The organism is Thalassolituus sp. (genome assembly GCF_034111725.1).
Classification (GTDB): domain Bacteria; phylum Pseudomonadota; class Gammaproteobacteria; order Pseudomonadales; family Oceanobacteraceae; genus Thalassolituus.
This window is the reverse complement of sequence record NZ_JAWUWR010000075.1, coordinates 1-23483: the sequence shown is the minus strand read 5'-3', so window position 1 is coordinate 23483 and position 23483 is coordinate 1. Positions and strand designations below refer to the sequence as shown.

The 23483-nt window shown below is 45.6% G+C and carries 22 protein-coding genes; 8 read left to right on the top strand and 14 right to left on the bottom strand.

The genetic code is table 11. The features are described from left to right. Nucleotides 1–140 precede the first annotated feature (140 nt). From UXZ23_RS12755 to UXZ23_RS12740, 4 genes are all read right to left on the bottom strand, one after another. On the bottom strand, nucleotides 141–476 hold the full coding sequence (locus UXZ23_RS12755; protein WP_320820942.1) for a hypothetical protein: 336 nt from the start codon (nucleotides 474–476) through the stop codon (nucleotides 141–143). Continuing rightward, a complete protein-coding gene (locus UXZ23_RS12750) occupies nucleotides 476–964 on the bottom strand; it encodes a type VI secretion system amidase effector protein Tae4 (protein WP_320820941.1) in 489 nt (162 codons plus the stop codon). The genes UXZ23_RS12755 and UXZ23_RS12750 overlap by 1 nt, the downstream gene beginning before the upstream one ends. A gap of 96 nt (nucleotides 965–1060) precedes the next feature. Then, complete coding sequence (locus tag UXZ23_RS12745; protein ID WP_320820940.1) at nucleotides 1061–1687, bottom strand: FMN-binding negative transcriptional regulator; 627 nt, start codon at nucleotides 1685–1687, stop codon at nucleotides 1061–1063. 110 nt (nucleotides 1688–1797) lie between these two features. Beyond that, nucleotides 1798–2337 (bottom strand): hypothetical protein, encoded by a 540-nt coding sequence (locus tag UXZ23_RS12740; RefSeq protein WP_320820939.1) that lies wholly within the window; start codon nucleotides 2335–2337, stop codon nucleotides 1798–1800. Nucleotides 2338–2881: 544 nt separating this feature from the next. Between UXZ23_RS12740 and UXZ23_RS12735 the strand changes: the two genes are divergently transcribed. After that, nucleotides 2882–3331: a hypothetical protein gene (locus UXZ23_RS12735; RefSeq protein WP_320820938.1), complete on the top strand. Its 450-nt coding sequence runs from the start codon at nucleotides 2882–2884 to the stop codon at nucleotides 3329–3331. Beyond that, nucleotides 3328–6585 (top strand): tandem-95 repeat protein, encoded by a 3258-nt coding sequence (locus UXZ23_RS12730; protein ID WP_320820937.1) that lies wholly within the window; start codon nucleotides 3328–3330, stop codon nucleotides 6583–6585. Before UXZ23_RS12735 ends, UXZ23_RS12730 begins: the two co-directional genes overlap by 4 nt. Nucleotides 6586–6618: 33 nt before the next feature. Here UXZ23_RS12730 and UXZ23_RS12725 read toward each other — a convergent pair whose 3' ends face one another. Then, entirely contained in the window at nucleotides 6619–7374 is a 756-nt protein-coding gene (locus UXZ23_RS12725; protein ID WP_015486378.1) for a sulfite exporter TauE/SafE family protein, read from the bottom strand. A gap of 51 nt (nucleotides 7375–7425) precedes the next feature. Between UXZ23_RS12725 and UXZ23_RS12720 the strand changes: the two genes are divergently transcribed. Further along, nucleotides 7426–7665, top strand: a complete 240-nt coding sequence (locus UXZ23_RS12720) for a glutathione S-transferase N-terminal domain-containing protein (protein WP_320820936.1) — start codon at nucleotides 7426–7428, stop codon at nucleotides 7663–7665. A 17-nt stretch (nucleotides 7666–7682) separates the two neighbouring features. On the opposite strand, the gene UXZ23_RS12715 is transcribed toward UXZ23_RS12720, so the two are convergent. Further along, nucleotides 7683–8333 (bottom strand): riboflavin synthase subunit alpha, encoded by a 651-nt coding sequence (locus tag UXZ23_RS12715; RefSeq protein ID WP_320820935.1) that lies wholly within the window; start codon nucleotides 8331–8333, stop codon nucleotides 7683–7685. Nucleotides 8334–8410: 77 nt separating this feature from the next. On the opposite strand from UXZ23_RS12715, the gene UXZ23_RS12710 reads away from it, so the two are divergent. From UXZ23_RS12710 to UXZ23_RS12695, 4 genes are all read left to right on the top strand, one after another. Then, on the top strand, nucleotides 8411–9559 hold the full coding sequence (locus UXZ23_RS12710; protein WP_320820934.1) for a patatin-like phospholipase family protein: 1149 nt from the start codon (nucleotides 8411–8413) through the stop codon (nucleotides 9557–9559). Further along, entirely contained in the window at nucleotides 9552–10250 is a 699-nt protein-coding gene (cobB, locus tag UXZ23_RS12705) for a Sir2 family NAD+-dependent deacetylase (protein WP_320820933.1), read from the top strand. Before UXZ23_RS12710 ends, cobB begins: the two co-directional genes overlap by 8 nt. Before the next feature lie 187 nt (nucleotides 10251–10437). Further along, nucleotides 10438–11532, top strand: coding sequence for an efflux RND transporter periplasmic adaptor subunit (locus UXZ23_RS12700; RefSeq protein WP_320820932.1), 1095 nt, complete (start codon nucleotides 10438–10440; stop codon nucleotides 11530–11532). Between the two features lie 2 nt (nucleotides 11533–11534). Next, the gene (locus UXZ23_RS12695) at nucleotides 11535–14630 is read left to right on the top strand and encodes an efflux RND transporter permease subunit (protein WP_320820931.1); all 3096 of its coding nucleotides are present in this window, start codon (nucleotides 11535–11537) and stop codon (nucleotides 14628–14630) included. 81 nt (nucleotides 14631–14711) lie between these two features. On the opposite strand, the gene UXZ23_RS12690 is transcribed toward UXZ23_RS12695, so the two are convergent. The 6 genes from UXZ23_RS12690 to UXZ23_RS12665 all read right to left on the bottom strand — a co-directional run bounded on the left by UXZ23_RS12690 (nucleotide 14712) and on the right by UXZ23_RS12665 (nucleotide 21379). Beyond that, on the bottom strand, nucleotides 14712–14996 hold the full coding sequence (locus tag UXZ23_RS12690; protein ID WP_320820930.1) for a TfoX/Sxy family protein: 285 nt from the start codon (nucleotides 14994–14996) through the stop codon (nucleotides 14712–14714). A gap of 180 nt (nucleotides 14997–15176) precedes the next feature. Beyond that, a complete protein-coding gene (locus UXZ23_RS12685; RefSeq protein WP_015486370.1) occupies nucleotides 15177–15413 on the bottom strand; it encodes a CDGSH iron-sulfur domain-containing protein in 237 nt (78 codons plus the stop codon). A 125-nt stretch (nucleotides 15414–15538) separates the two neighbouring features. Then, nucleotides 15539–18679, bottom strand: a complete 3141-nt coding sequence (locus UXZ23_RS12680; protein WP_320820929.1) for a hypothetical protein — start codon at nucleotides 18677–18679, stop codon at nucleotides 15539–15541. Between the two features lie 143 nt (nucleotides 18680–18822). After that, nucleotides 18823–19548, bottom strand: a complete 726-nt coding sequence (locus UXZ23_RS12675; RefSeq protein ID WP_320820928.1) for a hypothetical protein — start codon at nucleotides 19546–19548, stop codon at nucleotides 18823–18825. Beyond that, the gene (locus UXZ23_RS12670) at nucleotides 19545–20648 is read right to left on the bottom strand and encodes a hypothetical protein (RefSeq protein ID WP_320820927.1); all 1104 of its coding nucleotides are present in this window, start codon (nucleotides 20646–20648) and stop codon (nucleotides 19545–19547) included. The genes UXZ23_RS12675 and UXZ23_RS12670 overlap by 4 nt, the downstream gene beginning before the upstream one ends. Nucleotides 20649–20779: 131 nt before the next feature. Beyond that, nucleotides 20780–21379 carry a hypothetical protein gene (locus tag UXZ23_RS12665; protein WP_320820926.1) on the bottom strand — a complete coding sequence of 200 codons (600 nt, stop codon included), beginning with the start codon at nucleotides 21377–21379 and terminating at the stop codon, nucleotides 20780–20782. Nucleotides 21380–21714: 335 nt separating this feature from the next. Between UXZ23_RS12665 and UXZ23_RS12660 the strand changes: the two genes are divergently transcribed. Beyond that, complete coding sequence (locus tag UXZ23_RS12660; RefSeq protein ID WP_320820925.1) at nucleotides 21715–22374, top strand: hypothetical protein; 660 nt, start codon at nucleotides 21715–21717, stop codon at nucleotides 22372–22374. A gap of 90 nt (nucleotides 22375–22464) precedes the next feature. On the opposite strand, the gene UXZ23_RS12655 is transcribed toward UXZ23_RS12660, so the two are convergent. Together UXZ23_RS12655 and UXZ23_RS12650 are read right to left on the bottom strand one after the other, a co-directional pair. Further along, nucleotides 22465–23049 (bottom strand): nucleoside deaminase, encoded by a 585-nt coding sequence (locus UXZ23_RS12655; protein ID WP_320820924.1) that lies wholly within the window; start codon nucleotides 23047–23049, stop codon nucleotides 22465–22467. Nucleotides 23050–23117: 68 nt separating this feature from the next. Further along, a partial coding sequence (locus UXZ23_RS12650) for a prolyl oligopeptidase family serine peptidase (RefSeq protein ID WP_320820923.1) occupies nucleotides 23118–23483 on the bottom strand: 366 nt, incomplete at its 5' end.

Here is a 23483-nt window from a genome sequence, read left to right as displayed (position 1 = left end):
GGGGGGGGGGTAAAACGTCCCTGACTGCAATTGATCTTGGTAGTTAATCACGACCATTGACGATTGGTTGTCGTTGTAGCAAAGCGGAAACACAAAGCAGCCAGAGTGCTATTTTTCGCTTTTAATGCGTTTGTTGGCATTCACTCTTCGATAATATTTTTAAGTTCTTCACTATCCCTTAAGTGGAAACATCTATAAAGATCAACATCAATATTGTTTTTTGTTTTTATATCAGGACGATAGTTTTTAATAAATAGAGATATCTCCTGAAATTTTTCTATAGATGCGCCTGAAATCTCCACCATGCCGCCAGAAATACTACGAATATCGCTAGTATCATAACCCTTATTTTCAAAATACCAATACAGACAGTTAGCTTGAGAATATTCATATAAGCCACTTTCGAATACATCTTTCTTAGAAGCACATGAGCATAAAAAAGCCGATATTATGACAATAAGAAAATATTTAGTCATTAGAATGCCTCCCAGAAAAATATCTGGCTTGCCTTTTCACCATAATCAGACCCTACGCAAGAAACCCCGTTCCATAGGTCGGCATGTCCTGTCGCATCAGACCACCCTGACACCTTAAAAATTATGATTCCTTTCTTACCTGATGGATCTCGCTTGTAACTAGCGGGATCAACTATCCTTGGTTGTCCGTATGTCTCTTTTAGATATTGTGTAATAACCTTGACTCGGTAAATATACCAAAGCTTCTTTCCACCGGAGGAAACTTGAATCACATCATTTCCATTACTATCTGTTGTTTTATAGAATGGAATCTCATGATCTCTTCCAGATAAATTTAGCGCTCTTGATATCCTAGTTGCGCAAGCATTGCTAAACACACCAATATCATAATTAAGCTTAACTTTACCCCCAATCTCAGCGAACACGTCTCCAGCAGGTTTATTGGGGAAGTTATCCAGTAGTGACTTCCATTGTGGTAATTTTTTCATCGTTTCTCCTTAAGATGATATGAATGCTAACGCTGGGCTTTGCGGCGGTTTTGTAGAAGCGGAGCGACGGAAAAACCGTCCGACAACAGCCCTTTGTTAGCTGATGAGCTTAGCCATGGCACGGTTGTGCACTCCTTCTCCGGCCTCGAGTCCGGCCTTAACACCAGCCCGGTTCTTTTCCGGTTGGTTCTGACTTGCTTTCAACTTACCGACCAGAGTCTCGATTTCGATTTCTACACCAACGATAGCCTGTACCAAGCGTTCGGTGAAATCCATTGGAGCGTCATCAACGGACCAAGGGTTGTCCATGCTAGCTTCATGCTGATCAGTAAGGCGATGAAGATGGCTTTTCAGCCAGTTTGGATCCTCCACGATGCGGGCACTCCCCTCTGCGTGAACAGCCAGATAATTCCACGTCGGAACAACACGGCCCGTTTCTGCTTTGGTTGCATACCACGAGGGAGAAATGTAAGCATCCGGCCCCTGGAAAACGACAAGAACTCGAGCCCCATCTTGCAGGCGCAGCCAGACCGGATTGTTTCGAGCCAGATGGCACTGAAGCCGCCCCAAGGTACCGCCTTCTACAGAGCTCAGAAGAAAGGGGATATGGTTTGCTTCAATTCCACTATCATCCGCAACCACCAGCAGGCCAAATCCGTAGTCACGGATATACTGCTGAAGCGTTCCAGTGTCGTCTTCCTTAAAATAGTTCGGTACATACATCCTGTGAGACTCCTCAGCAAATGAATCGCCCAGCTAAGTTTGGTTAGGGGCGGGCTTTAGCCCGTCCCAGTGAGCGAAGCGAACGGTTTGAACCACTTGTTAGGGGCAGACTATTGAGTTTTAACTGCACGAACAGAGCTTCGAATTATTGCAGCAGATGAAGGTATGGCACCGCATTCAATAGAAAGTTTATAGAACTCATCTGCGGCATCATGTGGAACAAGGTTATATTTTCGAACGCATGACCGTGCGTAAGGCGTCAGTTCATTGATGTCGCCGCACGTTAGATGCCCAGAGCATGAGGCTTCGTTTTGGAACTTTTCTATTACGGAGGTAGGTAGTTCGGGGCCAAAGAGGAAGTACTTGAAATGCTTTAGAAAGTGCGGGTGACACAGAATATTCTCTCCAGACGTGCCATTTTTTTCGAATACGTCTTCACGCGATTTGCCCCTGCCACCAGGATTGAAACTGGCGTCATTGAAGTAGCAAATACGTATGGCTGGTATTGCCCCTCTCTCCAGCAGACAAGCTGCCAATTCACCCATCGGCTTGAGTGAACCACGAAGTTCCTCGTGATTTGCCCAGTTGAAGGCGATATGAGAAAGGAGTAATCGCTCTTCCTCAGTCAAATCAATATCTGGTTCTTTCATGATGACCCTAACAGTTTATTCATGCGCATGCGCGTTTTGACGCTTCGCTTCCCTTCTCTGACCGGAGTCTAACGTGCTGTTTTAGCAATTAAAAGTACCGCATTCTGCCTAATTAACCGGTGTGTAAACGTGCATGCGCGTTTACACACCAAGTCGTCTTTACAATTTGCGCGTTATCACTTGAGCGACTTGTGTAACTAATTGATTCACCCGCGTATTTTCAATGCAAGAAAAACAAAACGCGCACGCTAAAAGTTGGGTTGGCGGCTAAACGCGCACGATTTTTCAGTTTTGGTTAGATCATCTGTTTAGCCATACAGTCTTTTGCCATGCAGCGGAATTCTTATAGAGCACAGGAGTGCGTCGACACGTACGGTTATGAACATTGCCTGTAACCACGACGGCCTCCCGAAAAAGTGTCAGAAAGTCACCGATTGTTACCCTAATAACTGCAAACGGTAACGCAAAATTACTGGATGACGCTGGTGTACCTTTGACTGAGGTCTAGGCTAAAGGTATCGCTATCCGTCTTCGGAGTTTTACCTTGAACTTGCGCCCTCTATTTCCTTTACTCGCTGCTGCTGCCGCCATCAGTGCAGTGCTCTGGCTGACCGTGCCGGATAAGTCGGTTGTTTCCATTCAAAGCGCACAAGTGGAGCCATTGGTGAATCCGGCTTCATCTTCACCCGCTAGCGCAAGAACACCATCAGTTATAGCTGCGCAGCAGCCGTCAGTAGCGCAATCGAAAAACGAACACTCACACGTAGATGATGATTCAGGCGCCCTGCCTGAGCATCTGCAAACCTATATCGATGAACGCCGTCTTCCAGCCGCTGAACTAACGCCCGTACCAAATGGTCAAGGTGGTTTCAGCTTACCTGCGCGCCGCCAGTGGGAAGTTGTCACCATGGCGGTCATCAATCCCGATGGCAGTATGAGCACGGTTGAACGCCAAATTCAGCCACTCGGTCAGGTTGAGGTGCCCGCACAATGAATATTAAAACTACCTTACTGATCAGCGCGCTTTTCACATGCTCGGCTCAGGCCGATATTTTGATTGTAAATGGCGACGGCGGTGGCGAGGGTTTTAACGATGCCACCGCTGTTTCAGCTATTGATGGCAACCCAGGAACGACCCTTGGCGAGCAGCGCTTGAATGTCTTTCAGCGCGCTGCAGACATACTTAATACTACCTACGATGTCAGTATTGATGTCAGCGTGAATGCGCAATTCAATCCACTAAGCTGCGGCCCGTCCTCCGGCGTATTGGGTAGCGCAGGCCCTGCCGATTACGAATTTATTTGGACGGGTAGCACTTACGATGTGTACCCCGATGCCCTATACAATCAAATCAATGGTGCCGACATAACGACGGGCGTGGTGGAGATTAACGCGGAGTTTAATTCTGATGTCGATAATAGCTATTGCTTAGGCACCACCGATTGGTATTACGGCTATGGTGATCCAACCAATGGCGACAGCTCTCTGCTATCGGTAGTGATTCACGAACTTCTCCACGGCATGGGATTTTTGTCCTTGCTCCAAAGCGACGGTTCAAGCAGTGCTTATTTCTTCAACGGCAGCACCAATGTCGACGTATTTGATTCGTATACCAAGAAACTTATGAATGCGAGCAACAGCCCCATGCTCACCAATATGAACGCCGCTAACCGCGCGACAGCGATAACCAACACAGGTAATCTGGTTTGGACAGGAGCCTTAGTTAATGCCGAAAGCGGTAATTACTCTGCTGGTGTGAATGCTGGTCGTATGCAAATGTACGCGCCTTCAAGTTACGAATCTGGCTCGTCTGTTAGCCATTTTGATACCGCTGTTACTCCGAATGAAATCATGGAGCCTGTCTATACCCAGTTTATTGAGACCGCAGGTCTGGCGGCGCAATTACTCGCAGATATCGGCTGGACGCTATACACACCCGCGCCCAACAATGCTCCAGTACTCGCAGCGATTGGAGCAAAATCGCTCAATGAAGATGCCACCCTATCCGTTACTTTAAGTGCTACCGATGGCGATGGCGACAGCCTCACCTATTCGCTTGATTCTGCGACCGCCGACCTAGGTGCTTCGCTGAGTGGTACGACTCTCACGATTACTCCTACTGCCAATTACAACGGCAGCGGCAGCATTACTGTCAGCGTTTCGGATGGCACAGATACAGACAGCGAAGCATTCAGCGTTACTGTAAATGCCGTTAACGATGCCCCCGCATTAAGTGCTATTGGTGCGAAAAGTCTAAACGAAGACGGTACATTGTCGGTTACTCTAAGTGCTACTGATTTGGATGCCGATAGCTTGACCTACAGCCTAGATTCGGCCAGTGCAAACTTAGGCGCATCGCTCAGTGGCACCAGCTTAACCATCACGCCAACAGCGAATTACAACGGTAGCGGATCCATTACGGTTAGCGTTTCAGACAGTGCACTCACCGATAGCGAGACATTCGCCGTGACGGTAAACGCGGTAAATGACACACCAACAATCGGTGCTGTGAGCAATCGAAATCAAGCCAACGACAGTACTGAAGTAGTAACACTTAGTGGTGCTGATATAGATGGTGATAGCTTAACGTTCTCCGTCACTAGCTATGATGCTGGCAAGCTCACGGCAAGTGTATCTGGCACTACGCTGACAATCGCACCGGTCAGTGGTCAAACAGGTGCGAGCACCATTAATCTACAAGTATCCGACGGCGCACTAACCGCAAGCACCAGTTTTGTTGTGACTCTCATCGATGCCTCTGTAAATGATGCCCCCGTCATAACTAGTATTAGCGCTCGCAAGATGCTTGTTGACGACACCGATACATTCACCATTTCCGCCACCGATGCGAACAGCGACCCTATCACCCTAACGATAGTTAGTGGCGCAACCGACGGTGCTCTAAATGCCAGTTTAAGCGGCACGGCATTAACCGTAGCGCCATCAAGTACTGGCGATTTTAATGTGCGCATCAATGCCAACGACGGGGTCGATAGCAGCAACTTAGATATTTCGATTTCGGTGTACCCTGCACATGCTTTGTCGTCGGGAGCTAATACCCTTGGCGATGGCGATACCCTAGCCGAAAATACTCTGAGCGACACGACCGTGGCCTTAAGTGGTGGCGATGAGTCTCTGACGGTCACCGTGTTCTACAACGGCGAATACCGCACCGACTTACTCAGTAATAGCACTAATAGCTATGTATTAGCCATGCCAGAAAGTGGCGCATTCGCTGGGGTATATACCCTCGACGTAACCGACAGCAACGGCTTGAGCGCTACTTATTATATTGAACGCCCTGTGCGTTTAATCAGCCAAGTCGATCCACTATTAGCCGGTTCAAGTGTCACAAGAGTTGATATCGAAGGGGCCGCTGCTGCGAGCACTCTAACGCTCGATAGCGACAACAGTGATATTGCTTGGATTGATGATGAGGGAACGCCCATATCTACTCTCATCAGCCCAGACGATAGCGTTAATTACAACCGCGTTAGCGCCTTCCTTGATGTGGCCAACAGCGTGACGAGCGATTCGGTTATTAGTGCTTATGGCAGTAATATCCCCACAGGCGAACTAACGCTTGCAAGCGTTGCTGCGCGAACATTGGCTATACATATTGTTGATGAGGATGGTAACGATCTTTCCGATGTCGATGTCTTGGTAGACGACGAGCGGACATCCGGCTGGGGAGTCAACGACAGTGCGATTTCCAATGCCGATGGAGACATAACGCTTGATCTGCCACAAGTAGATTTACCACTGGTCATTAGCGCCGCTGGTTTCACCACTAGAACCGTAATACCGGATGCTGGTGCGACTAATATAGAAATCACAATGGCAGCCGCACCGTCCAACACTAGCACTATCGATGTTGCCTATCACCTGTACGGAACAATTACTGCTCAGAACTTTAACTTCGATGAGCTACCGGTATTGTCAGTCACCTTGAGCAGTGGCGATGTAGAAACAATAGAAACGACAGCCAACGGTAGCCGCTCGGTTAGCTACGAATGGGAAACAGATTTGAATAATGGTTTGCCACAAACGTTGCTAATTGAACATCCGATGAGCCCAGATATTACGTTTTCGTTAAGCCCAGCGTTTGATGAACAAAGTATTAGCGCCACGCTCACAAAAGTGAGTTCTAGCAGCTCAAATAGCACGGCGGCCGGTGGTGCGTTTGGATTTTTATTGCTGCTACTACCCGCTGTATTTATCCAGCGCCGCCGCCGAATAGCGGCCTAACACAAGAAAAACGACAAGTTATTGTGCGGCGACTTAGCCCCACAATAACTTAATAGCAACAACCAAAGTAATAATTTCGTACAAGCGCTTAATGCGCTCATTACCAGTTTTTATTGATGTATTGGCTCCTAGATAACCGCCAACAAGTGAGCCAAGAATAAGCGCAGGAATCCAACTCCATTGCACGGTAGCAACGGCACCCATGGTGATCGCACCGGCTCCATTCCAGCCCAGGCCAACCGCGACAAGGGTTTGTGCAACCGCCAAGCGATACTCTAAGCCGAACCAATACACTAGCCAGAGCGTCACAAAGAGGCCACTACCCGCAGACAAAGCGCCGTTGGCAAAACCGATCAGTAATAGCACTAAACCGCCAACAACGTAACCAAAGGCAGTTCGGTGATGATGATCCGTTTTAAGCCCAAGCTCCGGCTTAAACCATGAATACAACGACAGCAGCAAAGTGAGAATGCCAAGAGCAATCTCAGCGGTACGAGCGGGAACGTCAAGAATGAATAAAGCGCCACCAACCACACCCGGCGTGCCCGCCAAAAATATCAGCAGAAGTATGCGCCAGTCTAAATGCCCTTCGCGCATATGTCTTGTTGTGGCACCAACGCCTAATGCAACCGTAGCAATTTTGTGAGTCGCCAAAGCCAATGGAAACGGCAGGCCCAAAAAGATTAAGATAGGTAATTGAATCAACCCTGCTCCGCCACCGGCAAGTGCCGAAAACCAATTAGCGACGACAGCAATCAGAAATAAAATCAATTGTTGGATATAATCCACAGCTAAGCCTCTGGCCAATTAAAGGCCAACGTCACACATTTGGAGATGTTCATGAAATACGCCCTGTACTATTACGACTCTTGCCCGTTTTGCCAGCGAGTGCTGCGCGTATTACCAAACGTCAATGTACCGGTCGAAAAGCGTAATGTTGCCCAACATGCTCACTTTCGTAATGAGCATTATGCCGCAACTCATCGTACAACCGTCCCCTGCTTACTGATCGAAGATGGTGACCAGCAGCAGTGGATGTTTGAGTCCGCAGATATCATTCGCTACTTGCAAACTCTCTAACAATCGTTAGCTTGGCGCTATTTATTGTTAGGCGCTAGCGCTGTCAGTAACTCAGGGGTAGCCAGTAATCGACGCACGGTTTCGACTACCGCCTGAGTTTGCGCATCGACTTCAACGTTGATCGTATCCCCAACGTTAACGGCACCGAAGGTCGTTACATCTCGGGTCTCGGGAATAAGATGCACGCTAAACCGATCCGCCTCAACTTCAGCAATGGTTAAGCTAGCACCGTTCAAAGCCACATAACCCTTGTCCAATAAATAAGGCGCGAGGTGCTCTGGGCGCTGCATCCACACCACTAAGTTGTTCGCACTTTCGTTTACCGCCAAAACCGCAACCTGATCCATAATATGACCAGACAACGGATGACCACCGATCTCATCACCAAACTTAGCTGCACGTTCGATGTTAACCATTGAACCAACAACAAGTGCTCCGAGGTTGGTCACTTTCAAGGTTTGCCCAATCGCATCAAAACTCACCCGAGTGAATTCTGCATGTACATCTAAGGTGCGTACGGTTAAGCACGTACCATTAATCGCAACCGACGCTCCGATTTGCAGGTTCTCTGCCATCAAAGCAGGGAACTCAAAAATAAAAGAGGCGAAGTCTGATTTGTGATCGAGTTCAATAAGGGGTAACTGTGTTTGGACAATTCCACTAAACATTGGAGGCTCCTGTTATGGCTGGCAGCATTATGCACTATACTGCGGAGTATCAGTAGAGACTCACCAGAGACTGAGATTTGGAAATTAAAAAAACAGGCCTAATATTATCCGGCGGCGGCGCACGAGCGGCGTATCAAGTTGGAGTACTAAAGGCCATACATAAGATTCTCCCCAAAGGCCACTATAACCCATTCGACATTATTTCTGGCACATCCGCAGGTGCCATTAATGGCGTTGCTCTTGCTAGCTACGCCGAAAATTATCGTATCGGCATTAAACACTTAGAACGTATTTGGATGCATTTTAGCTGCGACCAGATCTATCGCACCGACTTAGCAGGCATGTCGTATAGCTTGATGCGCCTTGTGCGCTCAATGATGATTGGCAAACGCTTTAAAAATGATCCGGTATCCTTATTAGATAACGCACCTCTGCGCGCCCTGTTAAATGAGGCGATTAAATTCGATCAAATTCAGGGAGCGATTGATAACGGTGCATTACATGCCATTGCCGTTAACTGTTCCGGAATGGAAAGCGGCGAATCGGTTTCGTTTTTTCAAGGCCATTACAGCATTACGAACTGGCAACGCCAACGTCGAGTTGGCAAACGAACACGAATATCACTCGATCATTTAATGGCCTCTTCGGCTATTCCTATGGTATTTCCTGCAGTGAAATTGCAAAACGAATATTTCGCAGATGGTGCTGTTCGTCAGCTTGCGCCCCTAAGCCCTGCGATCCACTTAGGCGCAGAAAAGATTATGGTCATCGGGGTTAGCGGTATTGCACATAAATCTAAAATTGTGAAACCAAACTCAAGTTATCCGTCGCCCGCAAAAGTGATGGGGCACATGCTTAACGCTGCCTTCCTCGACAGTATGGAAGCCGATGTTGAGCGTATGAGTCGTATCAATCGAACATTGGATAAAATTCCTGACGCCGTGCGTAAAAAAGAACACATGGAATTAAAAAGCATCCAGCTATTAGAAATTAATCCGAGCAGATCTATTGATGAACTCGCAGGCGAACACGCCCACGAAGTACCCAGAGCACTAAAAATGGCACTGGGCGGCAGTGGTAACACAGGCCAAAGTGGTTCAGGTATTTTAAGTTACTTACTTTTCTCACACGGATTTTGTAAATCGCTAATTGATTTAGGTTATAGCGATGCAATGGCTCGCGCAGATGAAATTCGCGAGTTCTTCTCGGACCATTTCGATGAGTAAGAAGATCGTCGTTCTAACCGGGGCTGGCATTTCAGCGGAGTCAGGGATTATGACTTTCCGCGATGGCGGTGGGCTGTGGGAGAACCATCGAATTGAAGACGTAGCCACACCACAAGGTTTTGCTCGTAACCCTCTCCTCGTGCAAAGCTTTTATAATAGCCGCCGACAACAGCTCAAAAGTGTAACGCCTAATCCAGCGCACCTAGCACTGGCGGAGTTTGAAAAAAACTTTGCTGGTGAATTTATGCTCGTCACACAAAATGTTGACGATCTGCATGAACGTGCTGGCAGCCATTCCGTTATACACATGCATGGAGAGCTTAAGCGTATTCGCTGCCAATTGAGCGGCCAAGTTTTTCACCATGAAGACGACATAACTCCAGAAGACCAATGCCCGTGCTGCGGTGCACGAAGTCTTCGACCTCATATCGTTTGGTTTGGCGAAATGCCGCTATATATGGACGAAATTACCCAAGCTCTGAGTCAATGCGATCTATTTATTAGTATCGGCACTTCAGGTCATGTTTACCCTGCTGCCGGTTTCGTTGAACTTGCACGTCAAAGCGGTGCAGAAACCATCGAAATCAACTTAGAACCGTCGCAGCGTGCCGACGCATTCCACCAAGCGATACACGGTCAAGCCAGTATCGAAGTTCCTCGCTTCCTTAAAGCATTACTGCAAAATTCATAACAATAACTTACAAATATCCAATTACCGCCATCCTCGCTGCCTATAATCCTATGTTTGAGACAATAGGTTGCGTAAACAGGCGCAGATTACGCCGTAATCTTACCTTAAAATAAGCCCCCTTCTGGTCTATCCGGAAAACTAGGCCATTATTAATACGGCTCTATTTTAACAACAATGGGAAAGCACTATGCGCTTTACGACATACTCTGTACTTTTCGGTCTCACCGCACTTTCACTGTTAAGCGGATGCAAAGAAACTTCACCTGAGATTGCTCCTGAGGTGATTCGCCCTGCAAAAGTATTTCGAGTAATGTCACCTGACGAAGCGCAAATTCGTCGCTTTCCTGCACAGGTACAAGCCGCCGAACGCGCCGCATTAGCATTTAGAGTAAGTGGTGAGTTGGCTGACCTACCGGCTAAGCCGGGTCAGGACGTAAAAACAGGCACTATTCTCGCCAAACTGGACCCCTCGGACTACCAACTTAATCTCGACGATCGTAAAGCACGATTTGCCTTAGCGAAGTCGCAATACGCACGTATGAAAGATCTATTCGATATGGGACAAACTTCCAAAGCCCAATTTGATCAAGCGAAAGCCGAATTAGATATCAGCCAAGCCGCGCTCACGGCCGCTACTTCGGATTTATCCTATACCGAACTTAAAGCGCCTTTCCCTGGTGTTGTCGCTAATGTATTTGCCGAGAATCATCAACCGGTTAACGCCGGAACAACCATTGTTGTGCTTCAAGCACGAGACCAACTTGAAGTGAATTTAGAAATCCCAGAAAGCATTATGGTGATGCTGGTCGAACGCGATAACAAATCCTACCAACCCGATGTCGTGTTTGATGCGCTGCCTAACGCACGTTTCAAAGCAACGTATAAAGAACATACCACCCAAGCCGACACTGGCACAGGCAGTTACACGGTAACCCTGACATTGCCGCGTCCAGAGAATCTAAACGTACTTCCCGGAATGTCGGCCAGCGTGTATGTCGATTTAAATCAAGTATTTAGTCAGCGTACAGAGGTGATGTTAATTCCAGCTCATGCTGTGTTTCAGCAAGCAAACCAAGCTCAAGGAAGCAACCAAGCAAGTGTTTGGTTAGTAACAGAAGATCAAACTCTCACCGCCACTCACGTGGAAGTGGGCAAAATGACGAGCCACGGTATTGAAATCAAAGCAGGCTTAAAACCCGGTGATCAAATCTTAGAATCTGGAGTACAGCAAGCATCGGAAGGCATGCGCATTCGCCCTTGGTTGAAAGAGCGGGGCTTATAATCATGACCGATAAACAAATACATTCGAAGGACCAAATGGGCAGCAACAGCGCTACGTATTTTATTAAAAATTCCACCACTAGCTGGTTAGTGCTTATCATCCTATTAGTCGGTGGTATCTCTAGCTACATGGGATTAGGGCGTTTAGAAGACCCTCAATTCACCATCAAAGAAGCGATGGTCATGACCAGCTATCCGGGCGCTAATTCTCTTCAAGTAGAAGAAGAAGTAACCGCGCCGTTAGAAAATGCTATTCAAGCTCTCCCTTATATAAAGAACGTCACCTCGATTTCGAAAGCAGGCTTCTCGCAAATTCATATCCAAATTAAGCCAACTTATCAATCCGATCAGTTGCCGCAAATCTGGGATGAATTACGACGCAAAATTCGCGATAAACAAGGCGATTTACCTCCGGGCGTACGCACTCCCACGATACTTGATGATTTTGGTGATGTGTACGGTGTATTGCTTGCGATTACCGGTGAAGACTATACCTACGAAGAACTCAGCGACTATGCCGATTTCATCAAGCGCGAACTTACCGTTACACCTGGTGTAGCCAAAGTCACGATATCGGGCACGCAAAAAGAACAGGTATTTATTGATATATCGCGTGAAAAAATGACCAACTTAGGCATTCCGCTATCACGCTTATACAATTTACTTGAGACACAAAATGCGGTGCAAGATGCTGGGCATATTCGCTTAAACAGTGAGTATATTCGCATCAATCCAACCGGAGAATTTAACAGTGTCCAAGAGCTGGGGAATCTTCTCGTCAGCGAAACAGGCTCAGGCAAGCTTATTTATCTCAAAGATATTGCCACGATATCCGAAGGCGTTGCGGAAGTACCAAAGCATCTACTGCAATACCGTAACGATGCCTCACTGCATTTAGGTATTTCCTTTAATAAAGGTGTAAACGTCGTCGAAGTCGGCACTCATGTACGCGAACAGCTGCAACGCTTAGACGATAATCGTCCTCTGGGTATCGAGATGCACACCTTGTACGATCAACCGGCTGAAGTTGACGCTTCATCCACTGGTTTTATTCTCAACCTGCTCGCCTCGGTCGCCATTGTGATCGGTGTACTGCTGCTATTTATGGGAATGCGCGCTGGATTAATTATCGGGGCCATTTTATTACTCACCATTTTTGGTACGTTTATCGCCATGGATGCGTTATCCATTGAGCTTCATCGTATCTCGCTTGGTGCACTGATCATTGCTTTGGGGATGCTGGTTGATAACGCACTTGTTGTCACCGAAGGCATTATGGTCGGTTTACAAAAAGGGTTAAGTCGCACTCGCGCGTCTTACGATATCGTTAAACAAACTCAGTGGCCGCTACTCGGGGCAACCGTAATTGCTGTTACCGCCTTTGCGCCAATAGGCTTGTCACCCGATTCAACGGGTGAATTTGTAGGTTCCCTATTCTACGTTCTACTTATTTCGCTACTGCTGAGCTGGATAACGGCCATTACCTTAACGCCGTTTCTTTGCCATTTGCTTTTTGCCAAGTCAGAAAAAGTAAGCGACGAAGATATCGACCCTTATAAGGGATTTATCTATACCCTTTACGGCTCGGTTTTAAAACGTATGTTAGCTCAACGTGCGATTACTATGCTGTGTATGGTAGGTCTATTGATCGTGAGCATTTATGGTTTTGGTTTCGTAAAACAAAGCTTCTTTCCACCGTCAAATACGCCGATGTTTTTAGTAGATATTTGGATGCCCGAAGGTACTGACATTCATGCAACGCAAGCGCAAGCAGATAAGCTCGAACGCTACTTCATAGAGCGCGACGAAGTTGAATTTACCTCGGCAACCATAGGTCAAGGCGAACTGCGCTTTATGCTGACCTATGCGCCGGAAAAAGAGTACGCGGCTTACGCTCAAGTTATGATCCGAACTCAAAATCGTGAGCAAATTCCAGTTTTAATTAAAGATGCAAAAGCATGGGCAGCAAATGAGCTTCCTGATGCCTTTATTAAATTTAAACGCCTACAAATCGGCCCGGGCACTAACGCCAAAATTGAAGCGCGTTTTTCCGGCCCAGACCAAACGGTATTGCGCAACTTAGCGGAACAAACACAAGACCTGTTCTTGGCCGATCCCGACACCGACAACGTACGTTATGACTGGCGTCAGCGCGTTAAAGTCATCCGTCCTGTTTTCAATGAAGACAGTGCGCGCCGAGCAGGTGTTTCGAAGCAAGATCTCGACAATCTACTGCATCTAAGCTTTAGCGGCACTAAGATTGGCCAGTATCGTGATGGCACCGATTTAAAAGATATCATTATGCGTCCGCCCGCAAACGAACGCTTAGACATAGACAGCTTAATGGAGCTGCAAATTTGGAGCCCCGTGTTCAGTCGTTATATTCCTATTGAACAAGTTGTGGAAAGCTTCGACGTGCGTTTTGAAGACCCCATTATTGATCGTCGTAATCGTAAACGTACCATCACAGTCTACGCCGACCCATCGCTAGAATCGGGGATAACCGCTGATAGTTTATTAAAGCGCCTGCGCCCTCAAATAGAATCGATAGAACTTCCACCGGGCTATCAGCTTACCTGGGGCGGCGAATTCGAATCCGCTAGCGAAGCTCAAGCAAGTTTGTTTGCTTCGCTGCCATTGGGTTACCTCATCATGTTTATTCTAACCATATTACTGTTCAACGAATTGCGCAGTGCTCTGGTGATTTGGGCATGTGTGCCACTTGCATTAATTGGTGTCAGCGCGGGCATGTTATTGCTCGATGCGGAGTTCGGCTTTATGGCCTTACTCGGACTACTGAGTTTATCCGGCATGATCGTGAAGAATGGTATTGTATTGGTCGATCAAATTCGTCTTGAGTTGTCTGAAGGTCGTCGCCCTTACGATGCGCTATATCATGCATCCGTTAGTCGTCTGCGTCCTGTCACCATGGCGGCACTGACTACGATTTTAGGCATGCTACCCTTATTAACAGACCCATTCTTTAGCGCAATGGCAGTCGTCATTGCCTTTGGTCTTGGCTTCGCAACCATATTAACCCTAGGGGTCGTACCTGTGCTTTATTCGGTAACCCATAAAATCACTGCCGAAAAAGCTTAGTTCGATAAAGATAAATCTTAAAACCTTATCCGCCAGAAACAAAAAAGCCGCTGAATTCAGCGGCTTTTTTGTTATCCGTATTTACTTATCTACTTTAAACATCTGTTCTAGCAGCTCTATACTTTCTAGCTCTGCCAACAGTTGTTCTCGCTCAGATTGTGCAACCTCCAACCAACTTCGATCGGTTAAACCGCCCATCATTGCATATAAAAAATTCAAACTTGGTTTGAATCCCGCCACCTTTAACCGATAAAAAGCAGCAACCGCGCCAACCTCTCGCAAGGAATCAACACTTGAGATATTAACCTTTGCTAAAGTCTCTTCTGACTTTACACCTAGGCCGCGCAAATCACGTATCTTTTTCATAAATAACGAACGTTACTTCCAGCTAAATTCGCCAGTAAACGTCTGGCAATTGATAACAGAATTAGCCGCATCTTCGATATAGATCTACGGTGCTGCTGATACTGGGTATTTCAGAACCGCCCCGAATTTAACATTCGAGGCGAATATTGCCCATACACAGAATGCGTTTATGGTAAGTGCTTACTTACTATGACTACCGTCGCACAAAGGACGAGATGCCGTCGCTTTACAGCCACAAAAGTACATCTTTTTAGAATCTTCAGGTACAAATTTAACCGGAGTAAAATCGGTTCCTTTATGTGAGCCATCACAAAATGGTTGTGACTTACTTTGGCCACATGAACACCAAAAATAAGATTTACCTGCTTCTACTTCAACGGCAATTGGGGTTTCGGATGCTCGGATAGCGTCACTCATGTCTTTCTCTCTCAGCGTATTATTATGGTTATGAAGGCGGTGCTGTAGTCATTTCAGCCCGCGCCAATATGCCATTTGTCGCTAAAAATAGACAGACGCGAATAGGCCAACCTACCCTATAGCAACTATTTTTCGACCTTCGCGCTATCACTTACGAGTTTCAGTTTCCAGTTTTCCATCGGTGTACCCGCCAGATTCAGATGGCTAGTCATGTAATACAAACGTTTCGTCGCCATACCGTTAGGGGCAGTCGAAAAGCGCTGATGCAACCACGATGGTGGAATTGACTGCGAATACAGGGTTGCTCGAACGGTTAAGCGGCTCACATCAATACCCTTAGGTAAAGCCACCTCATACACCAATTGATCACCGCCCTTAAAACTTGGGCCTTGATCGATATAATCAGGATCATCCCCCGTATGCTCTGGATCGGTTGATTGCATAAATTCCATCATCAAATCGCCATCTTCTTTAAAATGACTCGACGCACGCCAGCCATCCGGCAAGAGGCGATTATCTTTTATTGGATATACGCGATGAATAAAGCTGGTAGTAAATTCATGATTAGCGTTTTGATTCAATTCTTCATAAATCTGTACTTGGTCCTCCCTTGTAATCACTTGATGATGCTCTTGATAGCTGGTTGCATTTGGTAGGAATTCGCTCTCTAACGGCCTGCCTTCTCCATCTAAAATCACACCAATACTATTAGTACTACCGGATACCCAAATTTCTTTATCGCCATTGAGTACGGCAAACTCAATAAATGCACGACGGAATGCAACACCACTCGGGAAACGATGCCCCGTTAAATTACGTAATTTAACCGAGGCTTTTAATGTATTTTTTTCAACACTATCGACATTAACCTTAATACTGGCAGTGCGCTTTTGCGCCTGCAAAATCATATTTTCAACTGCTGTATCCACGCCATTATTAGCACTGGTCATATAGTCGATTTTTGATACGCCTAATACTTCTGGGAATTGGTCAAACATTTCTAGTAGAAATACATTTAAGCCAACATGCTCATGGCGTTTGTAATCAGGTCTTAGTGGTATATCGATATCTTGATTTGGCAAGCGGTTATCCGCTTCCGGATAATTGATATCCTGAATGGCAGCAATCTGAGTAGTGATTTGATCTATGTTGATACTGCCGTCTATCGACTCAAAACCACCCGGCATATGACAGTCTTGACAGCTTTGGAATTGCGAGCCTTCTACGCCAGGTTTCTGCGCAAAGGCGCTATTCTGCCACTCTAAGAAAGTCGCCTGCTCAATGGAATGCTGGTAATCCTTAAAGGTCGGATTAGTCTCTGCCGCATTTAAAATAGGGAACCGCGTTTCCGTAGCGCCGATATTAGGCAAGTTAATGGTGTGACACGTACCACATAGCTGAGAGTCGGACACGAACTGGTTAACAGTCGGCGTTACTCCTAACGTATTTTGCATCGGCTTGACCGCTACATTTTCGAATGGGCCAAATAACTTATCCGCAGGACCACGTTCATAGCGTCCGGTGTTGTTATGGAATAATGAATACGCCAATTCTTTATGCGTTGCATCGTTAATCCAACCCGGCGGCGGTGTCCAACCATTAACCTGTTCGGCCGTTGGCTTATCAATATGGTGACATACAGCACAACTAATGCCTTCGCGCGCTAACTGGCCATACTCTAAGTATGGGCTATCTGTTGAATCAGGCTTATCTGGCTCGTTTGATAGAGTTTCAGTGAGATAGAAATAATCAACCGAGAAGTTAGGATTAAGCGTCTTATCGGTTGCCGCATCAAGGCTTAGCTGACGTTGACCCATTGCACCATGGCAACTGAGGCAAGTATTAGTAACCGCCTGTTTTGTCTCATTTAAAGGCCCTTTGAGCGGCGTTGGCGTTTGTTTAGCGTCGCGCTCAAGCAGCGCCATTTCACTCTCTAGCTGCGAATGAAAAATCGGATCCCGCCCAGCCAACCCCATAGGCGACCAACGCCACTCTCCATACTCAGAAAGGTTATAACCATCACCGTATTTGGGACCCGTTTTTACAAACATATTCACGCCGTACGGCTGGCCACCCAAACCACCGTGACAGCTCATGCAGTTATCCGATGTTATGTATTCTTGGGTTTTATGCGATTTAGGGACTACTTGATCATTCCACTGTGAGGGGAATACTTTCACAAGGCTCTTATCGAACGGCTGAATGCTTTTAAACGTTGCAACAAAGGTTGGATCCGGTTGAGGGAGTGGCTGATCGTTAACACTGTTCTTAACCGGCGTTGCATCAAACCCTGCATGGAATTTATCCGTTAATGCGCTCACTACAGCAGTATTGGTCAGATCTGGCTGATAAGGTCTTAAAGGCGCTGGTAGCATGAATTTTTCTTTTACATATGGATCGTCACTTAACGTTATTAGCGGATAACTACTGAAGTGACTTGCTGCACGCCAAGAGGTATCAACCAAAAAGCGTAATGGATCTTCGTTAGGAAAAAAGCCCTCAACATTTTTAAGGTCACTGAAGGTAAGTTGTTCTTTAGCTGAAGCATGACAACGCAAACAAGGGGCACCAAAGCCTGATCCTGGTGCGGACTCTAAGGTATCGAGCTGACGCTCGACCGCCTCAGCAATGGTCTCTTTTCGACAGTCTGCCGGCGCTCCCTCAGAGCCTGGCAGCAAGGTCTTACTATCACTGGTTTTACATGCGGAAGTTAATCCCGGAGCACCCGGATTTGCCCAGAACCAGCCATCTTTTGAGGCCGTTTTATCCCGCACCATCACAGTCCACGAAAACACCATGCTGGATAAAAACTTCTCGTACTCGGCACGATCTTGATATTTAGGATTGGCGGCCATGTCTTGATATAGCACTGCTGGCGGCGTGAACATCTCTTTAATAATGATGCTGCCATCCGGAAGATCGCCTTTACGATCATTCTGCAACCAAGTAATCACTTCAGGAGAATAATGAATACGAACCGCTGGATGAGTACCGTAATACTGCGCATTCACAAATGGGCCGGTATCACGCACACCTTTGTCTTTATCCCAACCCAACCGTTGGTACTGACGAGTCATCAACCAGTTATATAAAACTCGTTCGTAATCTTGCAGGGGCATAGTACTAGGTAACGGTAAATCGGCGGGAGTGGCACTAGCCATCTTCGAGGACGGAATATTTATCGTTCGTTCATTCAGTTTGTCGATTATAAGAAAAAGAAAACCAGCCACCAAAGCGAAAACAAAAAAGCGTTTAAAAATCGACATACTCTATCCCTGACGTTAATGTCCGAAAAATAACAATACAGAGAATGCCTGATTGAGATTCAGGGTCAATAGCTTAAAGGGAGGATATAAAAGCGCTTAGTTGAACCTAAACGCAGAGTCGGTAAGGTAACTCGTTACTAGCATTAAGCAGTAACATCACCACGAACACGCTGAATTTCAGCGAGCGTTTCTGGTGAGTAATCTATACGGATACTTTTGATGAAATCTAAGATGTATTGGTCAACTTCAGCGACGAGTTCTTGCTCTAATTCGACCGAACCGAAGTCGAAACCGCCAATGCTTACCATTATGGAAAGGATATGGTTATTAGTGATCGGGGTGATAAAACGACGATAAGGCTTCGTAACTTCGGCATAGCCACTTACCGCAAATAACCACGAGGCGCCTTCAAACTTCAACTCCTTAATTTCTTCTATAGATTTCGGGATTACTAAATACTTATCTGTTTTTTCTTTATCATTAATTGAAGCTATATAAGTGCATTCATCATCTTTTAAAATCGAAAAATAAAACCCTATAAAATCATCCTGAGAAAAATTTGTTTTAAATATTTGTGGGCGAAGTAAATCAACTTTTAACAGATCAGCCTCTATGCGAACCCGTCCGACCTCTAACTCATTCCCAATAGCTGCATAACGAAACGTACTCTTTAATAAATACTTAATTAAGAAATAGCTAGGATCTCGAACGTCATAGGTCGAATCACAATCTAACGCCTCAACTTTTGAGTCAGCAGTTTGAGTGTCTCCATTGCACTCTTCCGGAATTGGAATGTAGAGATGTGTACCATCTATATCAAAACTCGAAATCGTCACTCGTTCAAAATTCGGACCTTGCAACTGGTTCACCACGAAACCGCCCCCGAAAGATTCTTTGTGTAAGTCAAAAAATCCATGCCGATCTTGCTAGGCTGAGTATGATTGTGAACTGATCCATATGAAGAGCTAGCCATCTTACCGCGCAATTTATCTTCTAAAGATGACTGATGACGGCTAAGGCTTCCATATTTAAGAGAAAGCGCCGTGGTTGCTAGAGCCCGCTTATTTGTTTTGGTATAGATAATAGGTTCATATGCGAATTTCGCCCCCTTTTTTTCCAACAAGTTTATTACCTTTAAGACATCCCCCACTGGATCACTCAGCTTAAATTGATGCTTATCTAATATCCCCGGAACGTGCTCCAGCGCCAATTGCAATAGCTTGATACCATCAGAATCAATAGCCCAATGTATCGGCGAAGTTGAAAGACGCCTTTGTTGTGTTTGAACAAGAGTATTGGCTAAACTCTGGGCTGCTTCCATCGGCCTAAAAGCACGACGGCATGGTGTAATCCAAATACCCATCTCATTTCGCACCATATCCGGAATATAGAATAGATTAAAATTTTTCGGGTTGCCCCAATTATCTCTGCCAGCAATTTCACTAACTTGTTCAGCGCAATCATCTACATCTTTTCCAGTATGGATCACTCCTACGTCGTTAGTTGCTATATCATCTGGCACAAGACTAGTTTGTCGCTGCCCACGAAATGACGCGCTCGAATATAGCCCAGCTTTAGATCGTGTCTCACTTCCCGCAAACGTTATATCAGTAATATACACACCCGGCACGGCGCTATTTCCCGCCTCTGCCACTCCATTGTGTATTTGGTAATACAACGCCAAATCAACAAAGTTTTCCATGTATTCAAACGGCGTATTCACATTACTATTTGAGGTAACACCGCCGGCAATCGCGCGCAGTTGCTCAATCTTCATAATGGTTTGCACGCCTTTGGCGCTATTGGGGTCGATCAGAGAAGCAAATAGCGGCGCAAGTGCGGCGTCGATAAAGACCTTGCGGCCATGGTCACCGTTGGTGGTTTTAGAGAAGAGAACAAACTGACGTGTATCGGCTTTGCTACCTAGTTTATAGGCTAATTGGCGGCGTTTAATAGAAACCATCGACATTCGGGTACAACTCCTTTGTTTAGTCATCATCCATAAAGCCGAAAGGATACCATTCGATTCATGAAGGGACAATCCCGATAAACGCTATCTCTTACCCGATAACTCCTCCCTATCGATGAATACTAAATACTTCATTTTTTATTAACACCATCGTTAAGAGCTAGGTATATGTAGGTTTTTATATCTTCGCTATTTAACACCCTCAAGTTTTTATGATTTCTCAGCCAGTGTGCATTGATCTCTAGCAGTGATTCGCTATTTTTTAAATTATAAAATCCGTCATTAATTGAGTCGAGAATTTCCCGAACAACATTGTCCTCATCATAATACTTACCGTAAAAAAATCGATCTACATCTCGATAATCCATTTTTTCAAATAGTGCCGCACCACGTTCGAAAACGTCTAGATTAGCACTAGCTTGCATTTCAGTAAGACCTAGCCGCACACAATTCACAATATTTAAATTCCATCGAGTATTGTATACAAACTGCGAAAACCCGCCGTTACTGGCCTGTGCTAAATAGTAATCAACATAGTAGCTATAGAGGGCATACTTCGATATGTTTTTAATCGGAACTCGATAATGCATCATCGAATTAACAACATCGATATTCGAGGCTGTTATTTTCCACAGCGTATTACTGCGAAAATCTTCATCAAGAACAACAATTGCATCATTAACATACTTAACTCTGCCCTTGGAGAATATATTTCTTATTTCAGCTAACATACTTACTTATCAACTTTCCTAGAATTAGGTTATGCAATATTAAGTTATCTAGAAATGAGTGTCACCCTGTACATTCTTACCGAACGTCTACAATGGCGACAAGTAAACAATACTGTAGCGAAGATTCCAATAAGTCGTACTTACGACTAAATCACAAAGATAAACATTGCTGTATTCAGTCGTTAGCATAAGGCGTTGCGGGCATTTCAGAACATGGCGCGTTAAGTGCTATATGGTTAAAGTGGCTCAATCATCGCTGCAATGACCGCAACATAAAGCGAGTTAGTCTTATTCATCATGAACTGATATTGGTTCATCTCACGAGAGAACCAATTATGAGTAATAACCTGTGGCGAGCTATGTGGAAGGATGACAACACAGCGTTTCATCAGACCGAAATTAATCCACTGTTAACGCAGTTTCTCCCCAAGCTAAACCTGCCTAAATCATCCCGAATATTAGTGCCCTTGTGCGGAAAAAGCTTAGATATGAATTTGCTGGCCGACAGTGGCCATCATGTCATTGGTATTGAACTCAGTTCAATAGCCGCTAAAGACTACTTCGAGGCACTAAACGTACAGCCCTCTATAGAACGAATCGGTTGCTTTACGCGTTTTCGCTATCGCAAAACAGAAATATGGTGCGGAGATATTTTCGATCTAACAGCAAAAGATATTCATCGTCATTCGGTGCTTTACGATTGCACGTCTATTACAGCTTTTCCTGCGGAGCGTCGCCCTGAATATATCCGACACTTTCATCAACGCTTATCAATAGATAGCCAGATCATACTCTTAACAACAGAATCCGCGAATGAAACGGCAATCAATTCAACCCTAACCATTGATGACGAGGTACTGTCCCTTTATCAAAAGCATTACGACATTCAGCTACTTCATGGCCGTAACTGCTTAAAACAAGACCCCGCTTTTCCAAACGAACCGTACCGTATGATGGATGAAAAAATTTATCAAATCACCCGGCGATCTAATTGAGGCAAACGTTGCCAATAAAAAAGCCCCGCGATTACTCGAAGGGCTTTGATCTTATTCCAACCCAACATAGGAGAAATCTATGTATCAGCATTATTTTTTACGTTGTACTGCACTCAGCCCTTGCCAATCTTCTAAATCTTGCTCAGGCTTCTCTGAGCGAAATTTTGCATAAAGCTCAATTCCCTTGAGGTCTTCGAGAACATTTAGGCTAATTCCCTTTTCTTGCAACAGTGCTTCGTTGCCGGATGCGTTTGTTACATCGCCGACAACGACCCGAGCAAAGCCCCTCATATAAATTAATGTTGCGCATATATCACAAGGGCTAAGACTGGTAAAAATCGTTGTTTTACTGAAGTCGATACGTCCTGCATCACGAATCGCCGATGTTTCTCCGTGATTGTAAGGATGATCTTCCTGCACCAGCGTATTGTGCCCTTTTCCGACAATTTGCTTTGTCGCATTATCAATAATAACGGCGCCAATTGGACAACCGCCTTCGTTATAGCTTTTTTCTGCCAATAGCACGGCGATACGCATAAAGTCGGCATCGGCTAATCGTTGCGTAAAGTCATCATCCATCAATACAGGAAGGCTTTTAGTCGGCATATGAGCAATTGCTCTCAAGACCTTTTCACTCACTTCTGTTTTTTCATTGAGAAGAGTCTGTTTATTCATAAAAATCACCTACCCCAAGACATAAAATTCAACCTACCCAGTAAAACATTACAAAGCATAAATGCTATTTACTTCAACTGGTGATCAAAGAATTCTTGAATCCGATCCATCACTCCCTTCGTCCAAATCCCAGGTCCATGGCCGGCACCTTTTATTTTGTAAAAGGCAACCTCATGGTTCGTATCTCGTAATTTGGTATACAGCAAAACACTTTGATTGAAAGGCACTAGAGCATCTGTATCGCCGTGAATAATAAAAAAAGGAGGCAGTTTTTTATCTTTTTCTATATAGGTTAGAGGCTTGTATAAATCGACTAAGGCACGATATTTCGGATCTTGTATGGGACCTCCGACGACCAAGGATTCCGGTGAGTCCTCGGCATTATGATCGATACGACTTGGATATTTGTGCATTTGTAAAAAATCGGTGGGGCC

Bases quoted from the DNA above. Each gene is read 5' to 3' on its own strand.
- UXZ23_RS12750 (WP_320820941.1), bottom strand. From the start codon at position 964: ATGAAAAAATTACCACAATGGAAGTCACTACTGGATAACTTCCCCAAT.
- UXZ23_RS12670 (WP_320820927.1), bottom strand. From the start codon at position 20,648: ATGTCGATGGTTTCTATTAAACGCCGCCAATTAGCCTATAAACTAGGT.
- UXZ23_RS12715 (WP_320820935.1), bottom strand. From the start codon at position 8,333: ATGTTTAGTGGAATTGTCCAAACACAGTTACCCCTTATTGAACTCGAT.
- UXZ23_RS12695 (WP_320820931.1), top strand. From the start codon at position 11,535: ATGACCGATAAACAAATACATTCGAAGGACCAAATGGGCAGCAACAGC.
- UXZ23_RS12660 (WP_320820925.1), top strand. From the start codon at position 21,715: ATGAGTAATAACCTGTGGCGAGCTATGTGGAAGGATGACAACACAGCG.
- UXZ23_RS12730 (WP_320820937.1), top strand. From the start codon at position 3,328: ATGAATATTAAAACTACCTTACTGATCAGCGCGCTTTTCACATGCTCG.
- UXZ23_RS12755 (WP_320820942.1), bottom strand. From the start codon at position 476: ATGACTAAATATTTTCTTATTGTCATAATATCGGCTTTTTTATGCTCA.
- UXZ23_RS12685 (WP_015486370.1), bottom strand. From the start codon at position 15,413: ATGAGTGACGCTATCCGAGCATCCGAAACCCCAATTGCCGTTGAAGTA.
- UXZ23_RS12690 (WP_320820930.1), bottom strand. From the start codon at position 14,996: ATGAAAAAGATACGTGATTTGCGCGGCCTAGGTGTAAAGTCAGAAGAG.
- UXZ23_RS12720 (WP_320820936.1), top strand. From the start codon at position 7,426: ATGAAATACGCCCTGTACTATTACGACTCTTGCCCGTTTTGCCAGCGA.
- UXZ23_RS12700 (WP_320820932.1), top strand. From the start codon at position 10,438: ATGCGCTTTACGACATACTCTGTACTTTTCGGTCTCACCGCACTTTCA.
- cobB (WP_320820933.1), top strand. From the start codon at position 9,552: ATGAGTAAGAAGATCGTCGTTCTAACCGGGGCTGGCATTTCAGCGGAG.
- UXZ23_RS12680 (WP_320820929.1), bottom strand. From the start codon at position 18,679: ATGTCGATTTTTAAACGCTTTTTTGTTTTCGCTTTGGTGGCTGGTTTT.
- UXZ23_RS12655 (WP_320820924.1), bottom strand. From the start codon at position 23,049: ATGAATAAACAGACTCTTCTCAATGAAAAAACAGAAGTGAGTGAAAAG.
- UXZ23_RS12665 (WP_320820926.1), bottom strand. From the start codon at position 21,379: ATGTTAGCTGAAATAAGAAATATATTCTCCAAGGGCAGAGTTAAGTAT.
- UXZ23_RS12745 (WP_320820940.1), bottom strand. From the start codon at position 1,687: ATGTATGTACCGAACTATTTTAAGGAAGACGACACTGGAACGCTTCAG.
- UXZ23_RS12740 (WP_320820939.1), bottom strand. From the start codon at position 2,337: ATGAAAGAACCAGATATTGATTTGACTGAGGAAGAGCGATTACTCCTT.